The organism is Kordia periserrulae, from assembly GCF_003054265.1.
GTDB lineage: Bacteria > Bacteroidota > Bacteroidia > Flavobacteriales > Flavobacteriaceae > Kordia > Kordia periserrulae.
Genome location: NZ_QBKT01000001.1, coordinates 212,371 through 230,818, shown reverse-complemented (window position 1 = coordinate 230,818; position 18,448 = coordinate 212,371). Strand labels below are relative to the sequence as shown.

Annotated in this window: 18 protein-coding genes; 6 read left to right on the top strand and 12 right to left on the bottom strand. The window is 36.7% G+C overall.

Features of this window, described 5'->3' with window-relative positions; translation table 11 throughout:
- The first annotated feature begins 90 nt into the window (after positions 1–90).
- From C8N46_RS01065 to acs, 6 genes are all read left to right on the top strand, one after another.
- Positions 91–285 (top strand): hypothetical protein, encoded by a 195-nt coding sequence (locus tag C8N46_RS01065; protein WP_108113002.1) that lies wholly within the window; start codon positions 91–93, stop codon positions 283–285.
- Positions 278–2,971 (top strand): ATP-binding protein, encoded by a 2,694-nt coding sequence (locus tag C8N46_RS01060; protein WP_108113001.1) that lies wholly within the window; start codon positions 278–280, stop codon positions 2,969–2,971. Before C8N46_RS01065 ends, C8N46_RS01060 begins: the two co-directional genes overlap by 8 nt.
- An 18-nt stretch (positions 2,972–2,989) precedes the next feature.
- Positions 2,990–3,355, top strand: a complete 366-nt coding sequence (locus C8N46_RS01055; RefSeq protein WP_108113000.1) for a response regulator transcription factor — start codon at positions 2,990–2,992, stop codon at positions 3,353–3,355.
- A gap of 71 nt (positions 3,356–3,426) precedes the next feature.
- Positions 3,427–3,651, top strand: coding sequence for a hypothetical protein (locus C8N46_RS01050; RefSeq protein ID WP_108112999.1), 225 nt, complete (start codon positions 3,427–3,429; stop codon positions 3,649–3,651).
- On the top strand, positions 3,648–5,543 hold the full coding sequence (locus C8N46_RS01045) for an acetate--CoA ligase (RefSeq protein ID WP_108112998.1): 1,896 nt from the start codon (positions 3,648–3,650) through the stop codon (positions 5,541–5,543). Before C8N46_RS01050 ends, C8N46_RS01045 begins: the two co-directional genes overlap by 4 nt.
- Positions 5,544–5,557: 14 nt before the next feature.
- A complete protein-coding gene (gene acs / locus C8N46_RS01040) occupies positions 5,558–7,465 on the top strand; it encodes an acetate--CoA ligase (RefSeq protein WP_108112997.1) in 1,908 nt (635 codons plus the stop codon).
- Positions 7,466–7,512: 47 nt separating this feature from the next.
- Here the strand turns inward: acs and C8N46_RS01035 are convergent, their stop codons facing one another.
- From C8N46_RS01035 to C8N46_RS00980, 12 genes are all read right to left on the bottom strand, one after another.
- On the bottom strand, positions 7,513–7,974 hold the full coding sequence (locus tag C8N46_RS01035) for a hypothetical protein (RefSeq protein WP_108112996.1): 462 nt from the start codon (positions 7,972–7,974) through the stop codon (positions 7,513–7,515).
- A gap of 133 nt (positions 7,975–8,107) precedes the next feature.
- A complete protein-coding gene (locus C8N46_RS01030) occupies positions 8,108–8,956 on the bottom strand; it encodes a DUF2971 domain-containing protein (RefSeq protein ID WP_108112995.1) in 849 nt (282 codons plus the stop codon).
- A 222-nt stretch (positions 8,957–9,178) separates the two neighbouring features.
- Positions 9,179–9,379: a hypothetical protein gene (locus tag C8N46_RS20105; protein WP_146169690.1), complete on the bottom strand. Its 201-nt coding sequence runs from the start codon at positions 9,377–9,379 to the stop codon at positions 9,179–9,181.
- The gene (locus C8N46_RS01025; RefSeq protein ID WP_108112994.1) at positions 9,345–10,721 is read right to left on the bottom strand and encodes an exonuclease domain-containing protein; all 1,377 of its coding nucleotides are present in this window, start codon (positions 10,719–10,721) and stop codon (positions 9,345–9,347) included. The genes C8N46_RS20105 and C8N46_RS01025 overlap by 35 nt, the downstream gene beginning before the upstream one ends.
- A gap of 2 nt (positions 10,722–10,723) precedes the next feature.
- A complete protein-coding gene (locus C8N46_RS01020; RefSeq protein ID WP_108112993.1) occupies positions 10,724–11,491 on the bottom strand; it encodes an XRE family transcriptional regulator in 768 nt (255 codons plus the stop codon).
- Between the two features lie 431 nt (positions 11,492–11,922).
- Complete coding sequence (locus C8N46_RS01010; protein ID WP_108112991.1) at positions 11,923–12,339, bottom strand: lysozyme inhibitor LprI family protein; 417 nt, start codon at positions 12,337–12,339, stop codon at positions 11,923–11,925.
- Between the two features lie 318 nt (positions 12,340–12,657).
- Positions 12,658–13,074, bottom strand: coding sequence for a lysozyme inhibitor LprI family protein (locus tag C8N46_RS01005; protein ID WP_158269044.1), 417 nt, complete (start codon positions 13,072–13,074; stop codon positions 12,658–12,660).
- Between the two features lie 161 nt (positions 13,075–13,235).
- Positions 13,236–14,585: a DEAD/DEAH box helicase gene (locus C8N46_RS01000; RefSeq protein WP_108112989.1), complete on the bottom strand. Its 1,350-nt coding sequence runs from the start codon at positions 14,583–14,585 to the stop codon at positions 13,236–13,238.
- Positions 14,586–14,639: 54 nt separating this feature from the next.
- Entirely contained in the window at positions 14,640–15,593 is a 954-nt protein-coding gene (locus C8N46_RS00995; protein ID WP_108112988.1) for a YitT family protein, read from the bottom strand.
- 159 nt (positions 15,594–15,752) lie between these two features.
- Positions 15,753–16,157, bottom strand: coding sequence for a hypothetical protein (locus tag C8N46_RS00990; protein ID WP_108112987.1), 405 nt, complete (start codon positions 16,155–16,157; stop codon positions 15,753–15,755).
- Positions 16,158–16,191: 34 nt separating this feature from the next.
- Positions 16,192–17,712: a sulfatase-like hydrolase/transferase gene (locus C8N46_RS00985; protein WP_108112986.1), complete on the bottom strand. Its 1,521-nt coding sequence runs from the start codon at positions 17,710–17,712 to the stop codon at positions 16,192–16,194.
- A 99-nt stretch (positions 17,713–17,811) separates the two neighbouring features.
- Positions 17,812–18,447: a hypothetical protein gene (locus C8N46_RS00980; protein ID WP_158269043.1), complete on the bottom strand. Its 636-nt coding sequence runs from the start codon at positions 18,445–18,447 to the stop codon at positions 17,812–17,814.
- Between the last annotated feature and the right edge of the window lies 1 nt (position 18,448).

The window sequence follows — 18,448 nt, the reverse complement described above, 5'->3', positions numbered from 1 at the left end:
CTTTTATAACTATATTGCGTTAGTTCAAAATCAGCACTGCATTTTTGTAGTGTTGATTTTTTCTTATTTTTAAAAATACAAACCAGCCAAATGAAAAAACGACACGAACAAAAATTAATTGTCCTCGCTATTGCGTTGTTTTTGGTATTCAATGTACCTTTTGTGTTGATATTTAATTTAGAAGGTGCTTTTTGGGGAATTCCCACATTTTACTTTTCCATCTTTTCGGTTTGGTTGTTGTCTGTCATTATTTCCTATATCGTCTTAAAACGTCACTATGAATAATTACACACTTGTTTTTATCATCATAAGTTACTTAGCGGTACTTTTTTACATGGCGTTTTTGGCGGAAAAAAGACGGCAAAGCAAATGGGTAAACAATCCGTACGTATACACACTTTCATTGGCAGTATATTGTTCGGCGTGGACGTATTACGGAAGTATCGGAATTGCAGCCAACTCAGGAATCAATTTCTTGCCAATATATCTCGGACCAGTCATTGCAGCGCCGTTGTGGATTGTTGTACTGCGGAAAATCATTCGTATCTCCAAACAACATAAAATATCGTCCATTGCTGATTTCATTTCACTTCGCTATGGAAACAACCGGTTTTTAGGTGCGTTGGTGACTATTGTCTGTTTAATGGGAACGCTGCCATACATTTCGTTGCAGCTCAAAGCGGTTTCAGAAACTTTTGAAATTATGGCGGATGAAACCAGTTACGTATCGACTTCTGTTTTTGACGATTCTACGTTTTATGTGGCATTGCTATTGGCAATTTTCGCTACTTTTTTTGGTACACAAAATACCGATGCGTCGGAAAAACACAAAGGAATTGTCATGTCGGTAGCGTTTGAATCTGTCATCAAATTGGTGTTCTTCTTGATAGTTGGTGTCTACATCACTTTCTATTTGTTTGATGGAACGACGGACATTTACAATCAGATGTCGGCAAGTATGGAAAACTTTAAAGACCTCGTCACTTTAGGAAGTGTAGAAAATGGTTTTGATTGGTTTTTCATGATTGCACTCGCGTTCATCGCAATTTTTTTACTACCAAGACAATTTCAAGTGTCCGTCATAGAAAACACACGCGAAAAACACTTAAAAAAAGCAATCTGGTTATTTCCTTTGTACTTATTGCTATTTAATTTCTTTGTGATTTTTATCGCTTGGGCGGGAAAACTAACGTTTGGCGACACCCAAAATGCAGAATACTACACCTTATTACTTCCGCTAGAAAATGGCAATTCGTTCCTAGCAACTTTGGTGTTTTTAGGAGGATTCTCAGCCGTCATTTCTATGGTGATTGTGTCTACATTGGCACTATCAACGATGGTGAGTAACAACTTGGTGATTCCGTATGGTTTCTTAGACAAATTCATCAAAAATCAAACAGAGCGAAATTCCAAATACATTAAAAACATTCGTAGAATTTCTATCTTTTTCATCATCATTGGTGCGTATTTCTTTTACATTTCCTTCTCAAAAGAATTATCGCTGTATTCTATCGGATTGATTTCATTTGTCATCATTTCGCAACTCGCTCCGTCATTTTTTATTGGCTTATTTTGGAATCGTGGTGCCTCAAAAGCAGCAATCATTGGAATTATTGCAGGAACACTAATCGCTGTTTATACCTTAATTCTACCATTCATACTACAAGCCTACACAGGAACAGACGATTTTATTCAACACGGAATCAACGGCATGGAATGGACAAAACCCTACGCACTTTTCGGAATCGATTTTTTAAGTCCGCCAGCACATGCCTTCTTTTGGAGTATGAGTTGTAATATATTGTGTTATTTGACTTTTTCGTTAACCTCAAAAGGAAACTATCGCGAACGGAACTATGCGGAAATGTTTGTAGACAGTCGTAACTTTTCAACGCTGCAAGACAGTGCGTTGGTTTGGAAAGGGGAAGCCTATGTGGCAGATATTAAAAATGTGTTGGTTCGTTTCTTGGGAGAAAAACGGGCAACACGCGCTTTAAAAATCTTTTTTACTAAATACAATCTATCGCCCAATACGCAACTCGCGGACGCACGATTGATCAATTTTTCAGAAAAACTCCTAACCGGAAGTATTGGTGGTGCTTCTGCTAAAATACTCATTGCAAGTGTGGTTAAGGAAGAGCAAATCAGTTTGGTGGAAGTGTTGAAAATTTTAGAAGAATCCAAAGAAAATATCGTTAACAACAAAATATTACGCGAAAAATCAGAAGAACTATCACAGCTTTCCTCTCAATTAAAAGATGCGAATGAAGAACTCATCACAAAAGACAAACAAAAAGATGAATTTTTAGACACAGTAGCGCACGAATTAAAAACACCAATTACGGGAATCAGAGCAGCAACCGAATTGTTGATGGACGATGACGATGATATGCCAAAAGATATGAAAAATCAATTTCTAAAAAACATTCTGCAAGATTCTGACCGTTTGGCGCGATTGATTAATAATATTTTAGATTTTGAAAAACTAGAAACAGGTCGTTTACACCTAGAAATACAAGCAAACGACTTGCAAAAAACCATTGAAAAAGCTGTGAGCAGTATTGAACACATTGCTTCCAAAAAAAATATCAAAATCAATAACAAAACCGTACATGCCATCACGCTCAAATATGATGAAGATCGCATATTGCAAGTATTGACAAATTTGTTGTCAAACGCGCTTAAATTTTGTCCAGAAAAAGAAGGAAAAGTAGTGATTGATGCAACGCTCGGGAATGGTGAAGTTGAGGTTATGGTAAAAGACAATGGCAAAGGAATTCCTGCGGAAGATCACGACTATATTTTTGATAAATTTTACCAATCAAAACATCAAAATACCATCAAACCGCAAGGGAGTGGATTGGGATTAGCCATTACGAAACAAATTGTAGAAAAACACGGTGGAAAAATTTGGGCAAAAAAAGGAATAAAAAACGGCGCAACACTTGTTTTTACGCTACCTTTTGACTAAATTGGTTTCAGTAAAAATATGAAGAAGAAAATTTTAATTGTTGACGATGAACCTAACATCGTAATGTCGTTGGAATATGCTTTTAAAAAGCAACATTTTGAAGTATTTATCGCCAGAGATGGAAGTGAAGCTTTGGAAATTTTACAACATCAAATTCCAGATGTGGTATTGCTAGACATTATGATGCCAAATGTAGATGGATATCAAACGTTGACAAAAATTAGAGATAACGACAGTTTGCAACACACGAAAGTAGTGTTTCTAACTGCAAAAAATAAAGCTTCAGACATTGAAAAAGGGTTGCAACTTGGAGCGGATAAATATGTAACAAAACCTTTTTCAGTAAAAAAAATAATTTCAGAAATTCTGGAATTGGTAACTTAGAAGTCTTCTAAGTCTTAGTAAATGTTGGTTTTGTGTGCAAACAAACAATATTTAATTAAAATTTTGAAGACATGAAATTACGTATCAATCCTTTAGCGTCAGATATTATCATCAGTTTGTATGTTGTCGTGACGCTTTTTCTTCGATTTAAGTTTGAAAGCGAAGCTGCTATTAGTACCGTGAATTCTTTAGTCATGGGTGCTTGCTTTGTGCTGATTATTTGGGCTTTGATAAAGCTTAAAGTATTAAATCCGAATTGGTTCGGACTCTTCAATCCCAAAAAATCAAAGTCATGAACTATCAAGAATTCTATCAAAAAAGCATAGAAAAACCAGCAGTTTTTTGGCAAGAACAAGCACAAAATTTAGATTGGCATACGCCGCCAAAAACCATTCTTTCCAAAGATAAAAACGACTATTATCAATGGTTTGAAGATGGCAAACTCAACTTGAGTTATCTATGCATTGACAAACACATCAACGATGGTTTTGGAACGCAAAATGCCATCATTTACGACTCTCCAGTCACCGAAAAAAAACAACACATCACTTTTCATGAATTGCATGTCGAAGTTGCCAAATTAGCAGGCGCGTTGCAACAATTAGGACTGCAAAAAGGCGATACCTGTATCATCTACATGCCGATGATTCCGCAAGCCATCTATGCGATGTTAGCATGTGTACGCATTGGCGTCATTCATTCGGTAGTTTTTGGTGGATTTGCACCGCACGAACTGGCAATTCGCATTGACGACTGCAAGCCAAAAGCAATCATCACAGCATCAAACGGAATAGAAATCAATCGTATCATTCCGTACAAACCTTTTGTAGATGAAGCGATTGAAAAAGCGATTCACAAACCAAAAAATGTCATTGTTTTTGATAGAAAATTGGGCGTAGAAATTCCACAAAAAACATACGATATCGACTATACTTCTTTTGTCGAAAGTGCGTTGCCAGTAGAAGCCATTCCGCTAGAAGCGACACATCCATCTTACATTTTATATACATCAGGAACCACAGGAACTCCGAAAGGAATCATTCGCGATACAGGCGGTTATGCAACGGCGCTCAAATTTTCTATGAAATATGTATATGGCGTAGAAGAAGGCGATACCTATTGGGCTGCCAGTGATGTCGGTTGGGTAGTGGGACACAGCTATATTGTGTACGCTCCGTTGCTACATCGCAATACGACGATTCTCTTTGAAGGAAAACCTATCAAAACACCTGATGCTTCTACTTTTTGGCGTGTCATTAGTGAACACAAGGTAAAAGTGATGTTTACCGCGCCAACAGCCATTCGAGCAATTAAAAAAGAAGATCCAGACGGGAAATTATTGAAGCAGTTTGACATGTCGTGTCTAAAATATCAGTTCTTAGCAGGCGAACGTTGTGATGTTGCGACATTAAATTGGACAAAGGAAAAATTAAACGTTCCCGTTATTGATCATTGGTGGCAAACCGAAAGCGGCTGGCCAATGTTAGCCAATATGGTCGGTGTAGGATTGCAACACGTAAAAGCAGGTTCGGCAAGTTTTCCCGTGTGCGGATATGACATTCAAATTGTAAATGAAGCGGGCGAACAGGTTCCAGCCAATACAGAAGGCTATGTTGTTGCCAAATTGCCATTGCCACCAGGAACTTTGCAAAATCTGTGGGGAAATCCAGAACGCTTCCAAAAAGGATACTTAGAACGCTTTCCAGGTTATTATTTTTCTGGTGATGGCGGATATAAAGATGAAGATGGTTATGTATTTATCACAGGTCGCGTAGATGATATTATTAACGTGGCGGGACATCGTTTGTCTACCGCAGAAATGGAAGAAATCGTAGCTTCGCATAAAGCTGTGGCTGAATGTGCTGTTTTCGGCGTGCACTGCGACATCAAAGGGCAAAAACCGTTGGGATTGATTGTATTAAAATCTGGAGAACAGTTAGCAGAAAATTTCATTCAAAACGAAATCGTTCAAAATGTACGTCATGAAATCGGAGCTGTGGCATCATTTAAAGATGTGTTGGTAGTGCAACGTTTGCCAAAAACGCGAAGTGGAAAAATTCTCCGTAAATTACTACGGAATATTGCAGATGAAAACGAATACAAAATTCCATCAACCATTGACGATACCAATATTATTAACGAAATTCAAGCCATTTACAAAAATCATCGTATTGGCATTCACAAATAAAAAATTAAACAACCATGAGTAATTATCATATCAAACATTTAGAAGAATACTATCAAGTATATCGAAAATCTGTTCGAAATCCTGAAATTTTTTGGGAAGAAATCGCCGAAGAGCATTTTATGTGGCGTAAAAAGTGGGACAATGTACTGAGTTGGGATTTTACCAAACCGGAAGTGAAATGGTTTGAAGGAGCGCAACTCAATATCACCGAAAACTGTATTGATCGTCATTTGCACATTCGTGGCGATAAAACCGCCATTATTTTTGAACCGAATAATCCAGAAGAAGAAGCGCAACATATTAGTTATCGCGATTTGCACGACAAAGTATGCCGTTTTGCGAATGTATTGAAAGAGCAAGGCATCCAAAAAGGCGATCGTGTGTGTATCTATTTACCGATGATTCCTGAATTGGCAATTTCTGTATTAGCCTGTGCGCGCATTGGAGCGATACATTCTGTAGTTTTTGCAGGATTTTCATCTTCCGCATTAGCGACTAGAATCAATGATGCCACATGTAAAATGGTCATTACGAGTGACGGCTCGTATCGCGGTGCTAAAACCATCGATTTAAAAGGCATTGTAGACGAAGCCTTGAAAGAATGTGAATGTGTAGAAACGGTATTAGTCGCAAAAAGAATCAACACAGACATTCACATGGAAACAGGACGCGACCATTGGTTGCAACCCTTGCTTGACGAAGCGTATCACGATTGTGTTCCAGAAGTCATGGACGCAGAAGATCCGTTGTTTATTTTGTATACTTCAGGTTCTACAGGAAAACCCAAAGGAATGGTACATTCTACCGCAGGATATATGGTGTACAGCGCGTATACCTTTAAAAATGTATTCCAATATCGTGAACAAGATGTGTATTGGTGTACTGCTGATATCGGTTGGATTACAGGACATAGTTACATTGTATACGGTCCGTTGTGTAATGGTGCGACCACTGTAATGTTTGAAGGCGTGCCAAGTTATCCAGATTTTGGACGTTTTTGGGAAATTGTAGAAAAACATAAGGTTAATCAATTTTATACGGCACCAACGGCCATTCGCGCCTTGGCAAAAGAAGGTGTAGAACATTTAGAAAAGCACGATTTGTCGTCATTAAAAGTATTGGGAACCGTTGGAGAACCAATCAACGAAGAAGCGTGGCATTGGTATGATGATAATGTTGGAAAGCGAAAAGCTCCGATTGTAGATACGTGGTGGCAAACCGAAACGGGCGGCATCATGATTACGCCAATTCCATACGCAACACCAACCAAACCAACCTACGCAACCTTGCCTTTTATTGGAATTCAACCTGCGTTGATGGACGAAAACGGCAACGAAATAAAAGGAAATCAAGTAGACGGACGACTGTGTATCAAATTTCCTTGGCCAAGTATGGCACGAACCATTTGGGGAAATCACCAGCGATACAAAGACACGTATTTTTCAGCCTACGAGAACAAATATTTTACAGGTGATGGTGCGTTGCGTGATGAAGTTGGGTATTACCGAATTACGGGTAGAGTAGACGATGTCATCATTGTTTCGGGACATAATTTAGGAACGGCTCCGATTGAAGATGCCATCAACGAACATCCTGCGGTGGCGGAATCGGCGATTGTCGGTTTTCCTCACGATATCAAAGGAAATGCGTTGTATGGCTATGTGACATTAAAAGAAACGGGCGAAAGCAGAAACCAAAACAATCTTCGTAAGGAAATCAACCAAATCATTACGGAGCAAATTGGACCGATAGCGAAGTTGGACAAAATACAATTCACCAACGGCTTACCTAAAACACGTTCAGGAAAAATCATGCGTCGTATTTTACGAAAAATTGCAGGAAAAGATACTAGTAATTTAGGAGATACGAGTACGTTGTTAAATCCTGAGGTTGTGCAGGATATTATGGATAATGCGTTGTAGTGACAGCAATTTTATAGATGAGAAATCCCGCTAAATGGCGGGATTTTTTATAGAAGTTTCTTCTTTTGATAATTGTAATAATTCAATGCTTCCTGTCGCACATGCTCAGAGTAATTTTTGTTTTCAGCAATCGCTTTCAGAATATCTAAAGATTCAGTTTGTTTAGTTTTATCTAACGAATTTATATGTCTGTTTAATAATAAAACAGATGTGATGGTTCCATGTGCTTTAGTAAACTTTAGCAATTCAGCTTCGTAAATCTTAAAATCTGGTGCATCAATATTTTCAATCAAGTGAATAAAAGAAAAATTTGCTTCCATTTCAGGATGCTGATTGGCAATGCACTGAAAAAGTGTTGTAATAAGTTGTTCTTTTTGGGTATTATTCAACGTTCCTAATTCGTGAATTTCTTCACCAACCTTATCGAAAAAGAGGTTTATTTCAAAGTCTTCCGTAGTAGCTTCAACTTTAAATTGAAGGAGTTGTTGACAAATGGAGTTTAAATTCATTTATATGTTTTTTTAATTTTAAGATTTTATAGGAAAACTCAAAAAGAAAATTTACTCAAAAAGTGCTAATGACGTATTATTTTTTAATCTTGGGTTCAATAGTGACTACCTTTGTTAGCGATAAGTTTAATATTTATTCCGTTTCTGTAGTTAATTTAGCTAATTCTTTAACTTGATTATCAAAATCTTTTTTAGAAATTAGACGAAACCCATCATAATCCCAATCAATATAGAATAGCTGTATATTATTATCCCTAGTGTATTTAATAAACCATTTATTAGCAAACTCAGAAAGCTCTTTTCGAGAGACTACTATTGCCTTTAAACTATTTCCTATATTCAAATAATTATCTTCATTTGAAAAAGAGAGGAAACGGAATTCGTTTTCTCCAGAATAATCTTTATGTTTTAAAAAACTAAAATTTATTATTCTTTTTAAATACTGATTACAGTATTCATCTACTCCTATAGCGTAAAGCTGATTAAGGTCAATATTTGTAATCTTCCTGAAGAACTCTTCATAGTTAATATATTTAACATCTTTAGAAAATATATGTTGATTATTTGATTTAAGTTCGCTTTTATCAAAAACTAAACAAACACCTTTATATTTATCTCCATATTGATCCCACATGCGAGGTTTAAGAAATCCATAATATTCAGAAGGTAAAATTAAGTGCTTTTTTAACTCAGGATTATCATTGTTTTTGCAAAAACATAATTGTCGAGAATTTTTTATTTTATTTAAAATAAATTTTTTAACATAATCAGCATCTTCAGCGTTTGCTACTGGAGTATCTTCATAACCATAAGAACTTAATGCAATTACTCTATTTTGAATATTTTCTATTGGGTCATTCGATGTTTTTCGTTCAGATAATTTCAGCTTTTTTGTGTGAAGGATATATTCATAAGCAGTTTGGGTTTTCGTGTAATGATATATGATTTCATCTGAATTAAATATGTCGTCAATTCTATTCATTATTGCTTTGTTATTAATGTATTCATAACACGGAACTTCCTCAAAATCTCCTATTATTCAATAATCATATATAAATATAAGATTTTTCTTCTAATTCAAATTTTTAGTTGAATTAAATAGTTAATATCAATCAACCATATTAGCAAAAACTCTAAAATAAATAGTATAAAAACTTAAACGCGCAAACGATATTTTTTTTGATATAATAAAACACTTTAATAATTAACCATTAAGCAAAGACTTCGATTGTGCCAAAATATCTTGCTGACTATCTTTTGTAAAACCATTTTGTTCCGCTTTTTCCAGTTTTGATTGAATCAAGTCAATTTGTTTCTGCTGCTCTCGTATTCGTTTTGTCAAATCATCCATAAATAAAAAATCAAAAACATCACCCAAAAACCAACCCACGCCGAACATTCGCATCCAACAACACTTTCCGTAAAATTCGTTGCACATCCACATTATCTTTTTGCTTGATAAGATGATGTTCCAATTCGTCAGTATGCGTGATTTGTATTTCGTTATCAATAAAACCATATCCAAGATACAAACCATTTTTGACCAAGACAAAAGCTTCTTCATGGGTGTTTCTGCCTTTTTGCTTGATGACCAAATTTTGCGACGATTCTTTGCTGTAATCAATGGCTTGTTGTACGCGCTCGTTGTAGTGTTCAATCGCTTCTTCATTTTTGCAAATGCCTTTACAGGATTGAATCATAAAATGTGAACATTCTTGGACGTTTTCCTGCAAATGACAGTATTTTGGACACAACTCAAATTGCACGCAAAGTCGTTCCAAATAGGTTCTGCAATCGCGAATATTGTAGAAAACCAACAATGGATTTTGAATGATTTTCGCATCATTTATCGCCAAATGTCGCACGCCGCGACGATCGGCATATTCAAAAATGGCAAAACGTTTCGGCATGCGCTTGGAAGCCACATTATAACGCGGATAATAGTGCTTAATAGCTGCATCTTCCATCAATAAAGCAATCAATTCGCTTCCCGATAATTCGTAGTCGATATCGGCAGTTTCTCTGCACAAATCAAGTTCTTTTTTGGATTTGTTATAGAAATGTCCCAACACGCGTTTTTGAATGTTTTTTGCCTTTCCCACATAAATAACTTTTCCACGCTTGTTTTTAAAATAGTAAATGCCAGGTTTGTTGGGCAATTCATCAAAAATTTCGCTGGGCAAATGCGGCGGCAAGGTTGCTTCTTTGGATTCCTTCTTTAAAAACTGTTGAAAGGTTTCTTCGGCAGTTTCTTTTGACAATAAAAGTTGAAATAACACAACCGTCGCAGCAGCATCGCCGCGCGCTCTGTGTCGGTCAGAAATATGAATGTTGAGCGATTTACACAATTTTCCCAAACTGTACGACGGCAATCCTGGGATGAGTTTTCGCGACAAGCGCACCGAACAGAGTTTCTTCCGACGAAAGTCTATCTCCAATTCTTTAAATTCATTGCGAATAACGTTGTAGTCAAAATTAACATTGTGCGCCACAAAAATACTGTCTTTCGTAATTCGCAACACATTTTGAGCGATTTCTGAAAATGTCGGCGCATCGGCGACCATTTCGTTGTCAATGCCTGTCAATGCGGTAATATGCGCAGGAATAAACGCATTCGGATTGACCAACGAAGTAAATTCATCCACAATTTCATTTCCGTCCAAACGAAAAATAGAAATCTCTGTGATTTTGTTGGTGCGTCCCGTCGTTTCAACGTCGATAATGGTATAGATTTGATTTGTTGGCATACTTACGACATTCGTTTTACCGCTTCCAATTCGACTTGCAATTCGCGAAACATCGCCATAATACTGCTGAGTTTCAACTCCTTTTTATCATATTCTTGCGTATTGATACAGCAGGTAAATTCCCAAAGTTCCAACACATCTTCATTCGCCACAATAAACGGTTCGTACGCTTTGTTATCACTGCTCAACAGCAAACCTTGTCCCGTAAAATGTTGTGAAACACGCTTGTACACCAAACCGTCATTTTTCGTCAAAACGACATAGGTGCGACCGTCTTTGATATCATTAATATCCTCCACAAACTTTGCTACAATGTACGAACCATCTTTCACAGGCAACATAGAATCGCCCTTAATCGGGAACGCTCTGTGTGTTCCTGTAGGCAGAAAAGGCAGCTTAATTTTTTCCAATTGCTCAATATATTCCGGATCGGCATAACCAGCCAAATATCCTGCTGAAGCTTGTGTGGGAATGATTTCAATCAATTCTTCATCGTCTTCGTTGACCGTAATCGGGAAGAGCAATCGCTGATTTCCTAGCTGCATAAACGAAGTGTCTTTGGCTTGTGTCAAATCGTTTTTGACTAAAATGTCAATCGGTAATTTGAAATAGTTTGATAAATCGATTAAGCGATCAATAGGCGGTTCCGAACGACCTTCTTCATACGAGCCAACCATGGAGCGTGACCAGCCTAAATCTTCGGCAAAACGTTCTTGTGAAAAGCCTTTCAGTGTGCGCAAATGCTTGATGTTCTTTTGAATATTCCGCATAACGTTTGGGTTTATAATCTACGTTACTACAAACATAGGTAATAAATGCTACAAATAAAAGCAAGTGATGGAAACTACGGAATTTTTAATGTACCAATGTGTGAATGTGCCAATGTGTAAATTTGAAAATGTGTCAATTTGAAAATTTTTGTTGTCGTGCTTTGCACTTACTTGGATTGTTAGACTTTTTAGACGGCTTTGCCTTTAGATGATTAGATTTTTTTGAATTGCTTGCTCAATTTTTCTTTTTTTAATCGCTACTTGAACGGAAGTTATAGAAAATTGAATTTAAAGATTAAAAGCGTAAATCATAATAACAAAAAAACATTGATACATTTTCAAATCATCAAATTAACACATTACAAAGAAGCGTCACATCGAGTGATTTCCGATAGAAAATTGTATCGAGATGTGCTTTGAAATTAACGTGATTATTCTTCATTCAATACTTCCAAAAACTCTAGTAAATACAAGGTGCGTTTGCGGAATTGTTGTTTTTCATGCGTTGCTACTGCTGCCATGGTCATGGTGCCGCCTTCGTATTGTTTGTGGTAAAACGCTGCATAAAATGCTAAGTCTGCCTTTTGAAATTTCAACCAATGTGTTTGCGAATCGAACAGTAAATTTACGGATGCTGTTTTAGGATGTTTTTTTAGTTGTTGTAAGGTTTCATCCATGAGTTTTTGCCAAGAAGCTGTGGCTTCTTTTTCACATTTTACGCTGCCTAATGTTGTTGGCATGGCATTTTCGAGACATTTTCGGTTTTCTTTATCAATAGCTTCTGCAGTTTCTTGACTAAAACCAAACTGTATTGTAATGAGCGCGAGAAGAAGAACAAGTTTTTTCATAAAGAAAAGATACGGTTTTTTTTGGTGTTCGTTGTTTGTCTTTTGTTTTTTGAAGTTTTTAAATGGATTCCTGCCTTACTTCGGCAGGCTCAGTACAAGTCGCAGGAATGACAGTTTTGCCGTTTTGATAAGTAACAACCAAAGAATAAAAACAATTTTTGCGTAAGCAAAAAAAGCCGCAAGGCATAAAAAAGAAAATTGCCAAATTTTCAAAGCATCACATTTTCAAATCATCATATTAGCACAGTAAACGAAGCGTCACATTGAGTGATTTTCGATAGAAAATTGTATCCAGAGATGCTTTGAAAAAATGTATTATTATTGTTCATTCAATATTTCCAAAAACTCCAATAAGTACATCGTGCGTTTGCGGAATTGTTGTTTTTCATGATTTGCAATCACGGTTTGAGTCATGGTGTCGCCTTCGTATTGTTGGTGGTAGAACGCTGTATAAAATTCTAAATCTGCTTCTTGATATCTTACCCAATGCGTTTGTGAATCAAATAATGCATCTTCTGCTATAATCTCTGGATGATCTCTGAGCTGAACTAGCGTTTGTTCTAGTAATTCTTTCCAAGAAGCCGACGCAGCTCTATCGCACTCAACGCTTTCCAATGTTCCGGGTGTAGACTCTTGAAGACATCTTCGATTTTCTTGGTCAATCGTATCTGCGGTTGTTTGACTAAAACAAAAATTGGTCATTAGGACTACTAGAAGGGAAAAGATTTTTTTCATGATTTTAAGATGTTGATTGTTAATGAATCTATTAATTTGAAAACCTGTCAATTTGAAAATTAACACAGTAATCATAAGCTTAGTACATTTTTTAATAGATATATTAACAAGTTAACTGATTAAAAACCATTGTTATATTAAAAAATTGCTACATCGGTACATTATTTACGTTTCTTATTCCGACGGTTGTAATTTTTATCACCTCTTGTTTTCGGTTTTTTGTATTTTTTCGCGATTTCTCTTCGATACGAACCACCTTGGTTAGTTTTCTTGTTTTTTTCTTTCTTTTCGTGAAAACCCGCTTCCAAGCCTTCCGTTTTGGATGGATTGTTGTGTTCGCTAATGTGCGTTTGTTCTTCTGGAGCCAATTCGGTTGAAATCACGACTTCTGCTGGAATTTCTAGTTGCGGAATCTCATAATTCATCAAAGTTTCAATGGCTTCTTTGTATTCTTTTTCTTTTTCGGTGAAGAATAAAATGGCGTTTCCTTTGGCTTTCGCTCTTCCGGCACGACCGATACGATGCATGTAATTTTCAGGATAGTTGGGCGTGTTAAAGTTGAATACATGCGTAATCATATCCAAATCCAATCCACGCGCCATGACATCGGTTGCAACTAAAATGCGGTTTTCGCCTGCATTGAAATTTTCAATAGAACGAATACGGTAGTTTTGAGTTTTGTTGGAATGAATGACGGCAACATCTTCTCCAAAATCACGTTGTAATGATTCAAACAATCGGTCAGCCAAGCGTTTGTTGGTGATAAAAACTAGGACTTTACTGTAGGTTTCAGCATCTTTCAACAAATGAGTCAACAAGTTAGCTTTCGTGTAAAAATTTGGAACGGCGTAACAAGTTTGTGAAATATTGTCCAACGGCGTTCCGCTCACAGCAATCGAAATGGTATGTGGTGCAACGAAAAAATCTTCAATCAATACGTTTACATCGTCAGTCATGGTGGCCGAAAACATGATGTTTTGACGTTGTTCAGGAAGCAATTCAAAAATATTCGTGATTTGATAGCGAAATCCTAAATCCAACATGACATCTACTTCGTCAATGACCAACTTTTTAATGGCCTTCAATTGTAGAGCTCGACTCAATACCAAATCGTACAAACGTCCTGGCGTAGCCACCACAATATCAGCGCCTTGTTGCAAGCTTTGTGCCTGCGTATTCATATTCACGCCACCGTACACACCGACAATTCGAACGTTGATATATTTGGCAAATAGTTCAATTTGTTCCACCACTTGAATCACCAATTCGCGTGTAGGAACTAGCACTAAAATTCGTGGAGTGTCTTGCTTTGAAAACTTTAAATCGCGCAGTAGTGGCAACATGTAGGCAAAGGTTTTTCCCGTTCCTGTTTGCGCAATTCCCACCACATCTTTCCCAGAACGAATGACCGAAAACGATTGTTCTTGAATAGGCGTTGGTGTTGTAAAACCCAAGTCTTCAATGGCGTAGTGTAATTGTTTGGTTAAGTCAAAATCCTGAAAAGTTGCCATAAGCGTTTATTTTGCGCAAATGTAGTGTATTTCATGTGTTTAGCCTGCGGAAAGCTACTTTTTTACAGTTTTTGATGTTTTCTCTTGACCGTTTTTAGCATTGTTGTCATTTTCGTCGTCGTCCGTTGTATACAATGCAGGCGATAACTTTTTAAGTCCGTCTGCAGTCAGATATTTGGTTAAAATTCCGCCCTTAATTCGATTGACGTCAAATTCAATAATAAACGCATTCGGATCAATTTTTTCGATTAAATTGTACGTTCGGCGAATATCAATTCGGTTGATGACGGTGTGAATGATGTCTTTTTCGGTTTGTGTTCCGCGTTTTCCATAACCACGCGCCGATTTGTACAAGGTCATTCCTGTACCGACGACTTTGATGAGTTCTTCTTCAATTTCGATGTAATTTTCGGAGACAATCATTAATCCGACAAAATCTTCAAACCCTTCAATGACTAGGTCAATAATTTTTGCGGTGACTAGAAAGGTTAAAATAGAATACATGGCAATTTCTACCGAAAGGAGTATCGCGGTTAAACTGAATAGAATGGCATTAAACCCCAAAATCACACTACCAATACTGATGCCTAAACGGTCGTTGATGAAAATTCCTAAAATTTCAGAACCATCTAACACAGCGCCGTTTTTTATTGTGATGCCAATTCCTGCGCCAAGCGATAATCCACCAAAAATAGCGATGAGTAGTTTATCTTCGGTAACGACAGAAAAATTTTCAACCTGAATAAAAATAGCCAATCCGATAATGGAAATGAGCGATTTTATAAAGATGCGTTTCGTCAATGTAAACCACGCTAAGATTAAAAACGGAATACTGACAATCAGTAGTAAAACGGAAACATTCAATCCAAAAAGCTCTCCTAACAAAATGGCAATTCCCGTAACGCCGCCATCTAAAAAACCGTTGGGCAACAGAAACATTTTGAGTCCAATACTCGCCAATAAAATTCCAATACTGATTTGAAAAATTTCTGAAAGGAGTCGTTTCATGGCTTTTAGGTTGAGAGATGTTTCTTTCTCGAAAGATACTTATAATATTCTTCACTCTATAATCGAGATGTATAATGCTCCGAAGCTTTCGTCGAAATATTTTAATTGTTTCTGCTGTGTGCTTCATGAGCTTGCCCCTAAGTAGTTGACTATTTCATTTTAATTATTATTAATTTCGTATTTTAATAAATAATTCAAATCTCTTTTGTTAGTTGGTATTGGCGTACCATTACTATCCCAAAACTTCCATTTTTTAGGATTCATAGTATTTGTATATACATTGAACGAGCAACCACCGTGATTGTTAATTTCGGATAATTCTGCATCAAAAACACCTTCGGCAATTTTTATATTTTGTGGAGAATAGAAAGTCCAAGTTCCTACTTTATAATATTGTGTCAACTTTTCAGCTACAGGACCACAAAATATATACGTATGTACGTTTGTTTTTCCATAGCCTTTTATTTTTTCATAATTCCATTGGGAACTAAATTGCTGTTTCTGTTCACAACTAAAAAGAAATATTATAGCTACACTATACAAAAAGAAACTTTTTTTCGACATTTAGAACTCGTGTTTTTACAAAAGTAACAATATCTTATCTGTTCAACGCAATAGGTCCGTCTGTAACCGCTTTGCGTCGTAAGAGTCGTTCTTCGGCTTCGTGTAATTTTTTAGCCAATTCGTCTCTGATGTCTTTGTATTCAGGATTGTACGCTAAATTTTCCATTTCGTTATCCTCATTATCTGTCAAGCGATATAATTCGTATACCGTAGGATAACTTCCTAAGGCGTGAAAATAGTATGCAAATTTCCACTCTTTGGTACGAATACAACGAATACGATTGGTAGCCAAAACGGCAGACGGGTAATCTGCTGAACTTGCTTTGGTATCATCAAACGTAAATAAAATTTCATCTTGAACGCCCTTTCCATCCGTGATGATTGGCAATAAGTTGTTGCCTTGCAATGCTTTTGACGGATTTGCCACATTAGCAATCGCAGCCATAGTGGGCATGATATCAATTAAAGAAGCCAATTCATTCGAACTGCGTTGTGCAATTGGATTTCCGTTTTCGTCTTCACTTGGAAAAAGAATCGGATTTGAAAATACCATCGGAACATTGAGTGTTTCTTCGTACACATTGAATGCTTTTTGTCGCATGCCGCCGTGTGCTAAGCCCATTTCACCATGATCTGAAATACGAATCACTAAGGCTTCGTCTGCCATACTATTTCCTGCATCACTTACGCGATACAACTCATCTATAAACTCACCAATTTGATGATCTATTTTGGTGAGTGTATGCGCATAAAAGTTGATATAGTTTAGTTTTTCTTCATCTGTTGGTAATGCGCCAAGTAATATGTTTGCCGATTTTACAATTTGAAATTGTGCCATCGGTTTTTTGTTTTTTAATAAATCTTCATTGACTGAATATGGCAAGCCGACACTTCTGCCAGACCAGTCACTTTCGGTATATCCAAAGTCAGTACCATTTGGATATGCCAATACATCATGCGGATTTACTAATGATAACACCAACAAAAATGGCACACGTTTGTGACCGTTTTCGCGTTCGGTTCTCACTTTTCGTAAAAAATCAATGCCTTGTTGTATGTACATTTCGTCATGATTGGCAAAGCCGCCGCCAAAGTTTTGCGGTTTTACGTCTTCACCAGCATCAGGAGCAATCCAACCTCTAAAACCTGTAAGTGCAATTTCGGAAGCGGTCAAACCTTCTTCGGTTTCGCCTTTGCTCAAATGCCATTTTCCTCTGTATTGCACATCATAACCTTCACCCGAAAGCATACGTGCCATGTTGTATATTTTTGGGTCTAATTGTGTTTCTGCATCCGAATAACGACCGCCAAAAGTGAGCGTTTGTGTGACTCCGTGTTGTGCAGGATATACACCTGTAAACAGAGTGGTTCTACTTGGCGAACACATGCACGAGTTGCAAAATGCTTTGTTAAACGTAAAACCATGATCTTTTAAAAATGTCATGGTTTTTAAGTTTTCACTTTCCCAATTTGGAGGGAAATTTTGAGTAGCACGTTCTTGATCAGTGATGATTAAGATCATGTCTGGCTTTTCTGGTAAATTTGAAATATTCATGGAGTAAAGTTTTCCATGAAAATAGGAGTATTTATTCAAAAAAAATAGCGTGAAACTACGTAATTCCTTTTTTGAAGAGATTATTTCAAAGTAGTTGACTTACTGTTTTGGCTCTCTTTCGCGATTTGCATACGCTTCCAATGCTTTTCGTAGAATTTCCCCATCTTCTTTTGTTGGTTCCCACGAAACTGGAATATTTCTCACTTTGCAGTATCGTTCAAAATTTCCGTATATAACATTATTAGCTTTTACATCTATTTTTTCATTTGGTGGATAGCCAAAACTTTGTCTTACAATTTTACCGTCTTTTAAGTAATATTTTGTTTTAAATTTTCGCGGTTTTAATTCCAATGCCGTATTGATATAATTACTATTGGTTTCAATAACAACCACAGCAGCATCATTTTTTGAAATTACTTTTTCAATGGTGGTTTTAGAATCCATGACTTTTGCCCAACCGATTTGTGCTAAAAAATCATCTTGACTTTTTACTTCTACAACTTTATTATCAAATGATTCTTGATAATTTTTCGGTGTCATTGCGGCTAATTTTTCCTTGTTGTAACTATTACGAGCGTCCACAAACGATTGTACCAAGACAACACTCTCAGCAGTATTTTCCGTATTTTTAGATTGTTCTGTAGTTGTTGCGTTATTTTCTTTTTTGTTGTTATCTGCACAAGAAATCACACAAATTGCAGCCATAAGAGAAAGGAAAATATATCTAAAATTCATA

Coding starts and splice junctions, on each gene's coding strand:
- C8N46_RS20105 (WP_146169690.1), bottom strand. CDS start 9,379: ATGCGAATGTTCGGCGTGGGTTGGTTTTTGGGTGATGTTTTTGATTTT.
- C8N46_RS01055 (WP_108113000.1), top strand. CDS start 2,990: ATGAAGAAGAAAATTTTAATTGTTGACGATGAACCTAACATCGTAATG.
- C8N46_RS00980 (WP_158269043.1), bottom strand. CDS start 18,447: ATGAATTTTAGATATATTTTCCTTTCTCTTATGGCTGCAATTTGTGTG.
- C8N46_RS01060 (WP_108113001.1), top strand. CDS start 278: ATGAATAATTACACACTTGTTTTTATCATCATAAGTTACTTAGCGGTA.
- C8N46_RS01000 (WP_108112989.1), bottom strand. CDS start 14,585: ATGGCAACTTTTCAGGATTTTGACTTAACCAAACAATTACACTACGCC.
- C8N46_RS01020 (WP_108112993.1), bottom strand. CDS start 11,491: ATGCGGAATATTCAAAAGAACATCAAGCATTTGCGCACACTGAAAGGC.
- C8N46_RS00990 (WP_108112987.1), bottom strand. CDS start 16,157: ATGTCGAAAAAAAGTTTCTTTTTGTATAGTGTAGCTATAATATTTCTT.
- C8N46_RS01030 (WP_108112995.1), bottom strand. CDS start 8,956: ATGAATAGAATTGACGACATATTTAATTCAGATGAAATCATATATCAT.
- C8N46_RS01065 (WP_108113002.1), top strand. CDS start 91: ATGAAAAAACGACACGAACAAAAATTAATTGTCCTCGCTATTGCGTTG.
- C8N46_RS01005 (WP_158269044.1), bottom strand. CDS start 13,074: ATGAAAAAAATCTTTTCCCTTCTAGTAGTCCTAATGACCAATTTTTGT.
- C8N46_RS01035 (WP_108112996.1), bottom strand. CDS start 7,974: ATGAATTTAAACTCCATTTGTCAACAACTCCTTCAATTTAAAGTTGAA.
- C8N46_RS00985 (WP_108112986.1), bottom strand. CDS start 17,712: ATGAATATTTCAAATTTACCAGAAAAGCCAGACATGATCTTAATCATC.
- C8N46_RS00995 (WP_108112988.1), bottom strand. CDS start 15,593: ATGAAACGACTCCTTTCAGAAATTTTTCAAATCAGTATTGGAATTTTA.
- C8N46_RS01010 (WP_108112991.1), bottom strand. CDS start 12,339: ATGAAAAAACTTGTTCTTCTTCTCGCGCTCATTACAATACAGTTTGGT.
- acs (WP_108112997.1), top strand. CDS start 5,558: ATGAGTAATTATCATATCAAACATTTAGAAGAATACTATCAAGTATAT.
- C8N46_RS01050 (WP_108112999.1), top strand. CDS start 3,427: ATGAAATTACGTATCAATCCTTTAGCGTCAGATATTATCATCAGTTTG.
- C8N46_RS01045 (WP_108112998.1), top strand. CDS start 3,648: ATGAACTATCAAGAATTCTATCAAAAAAGCATAGAAAAACCAGCAGTT.
- C8N46_RS01025 (WP_108112994.1), bottom strand. CDS start 10,721: ATGCCAACAAATCAAATCTATACCATTATCGACGTTGAAACGACGGGA.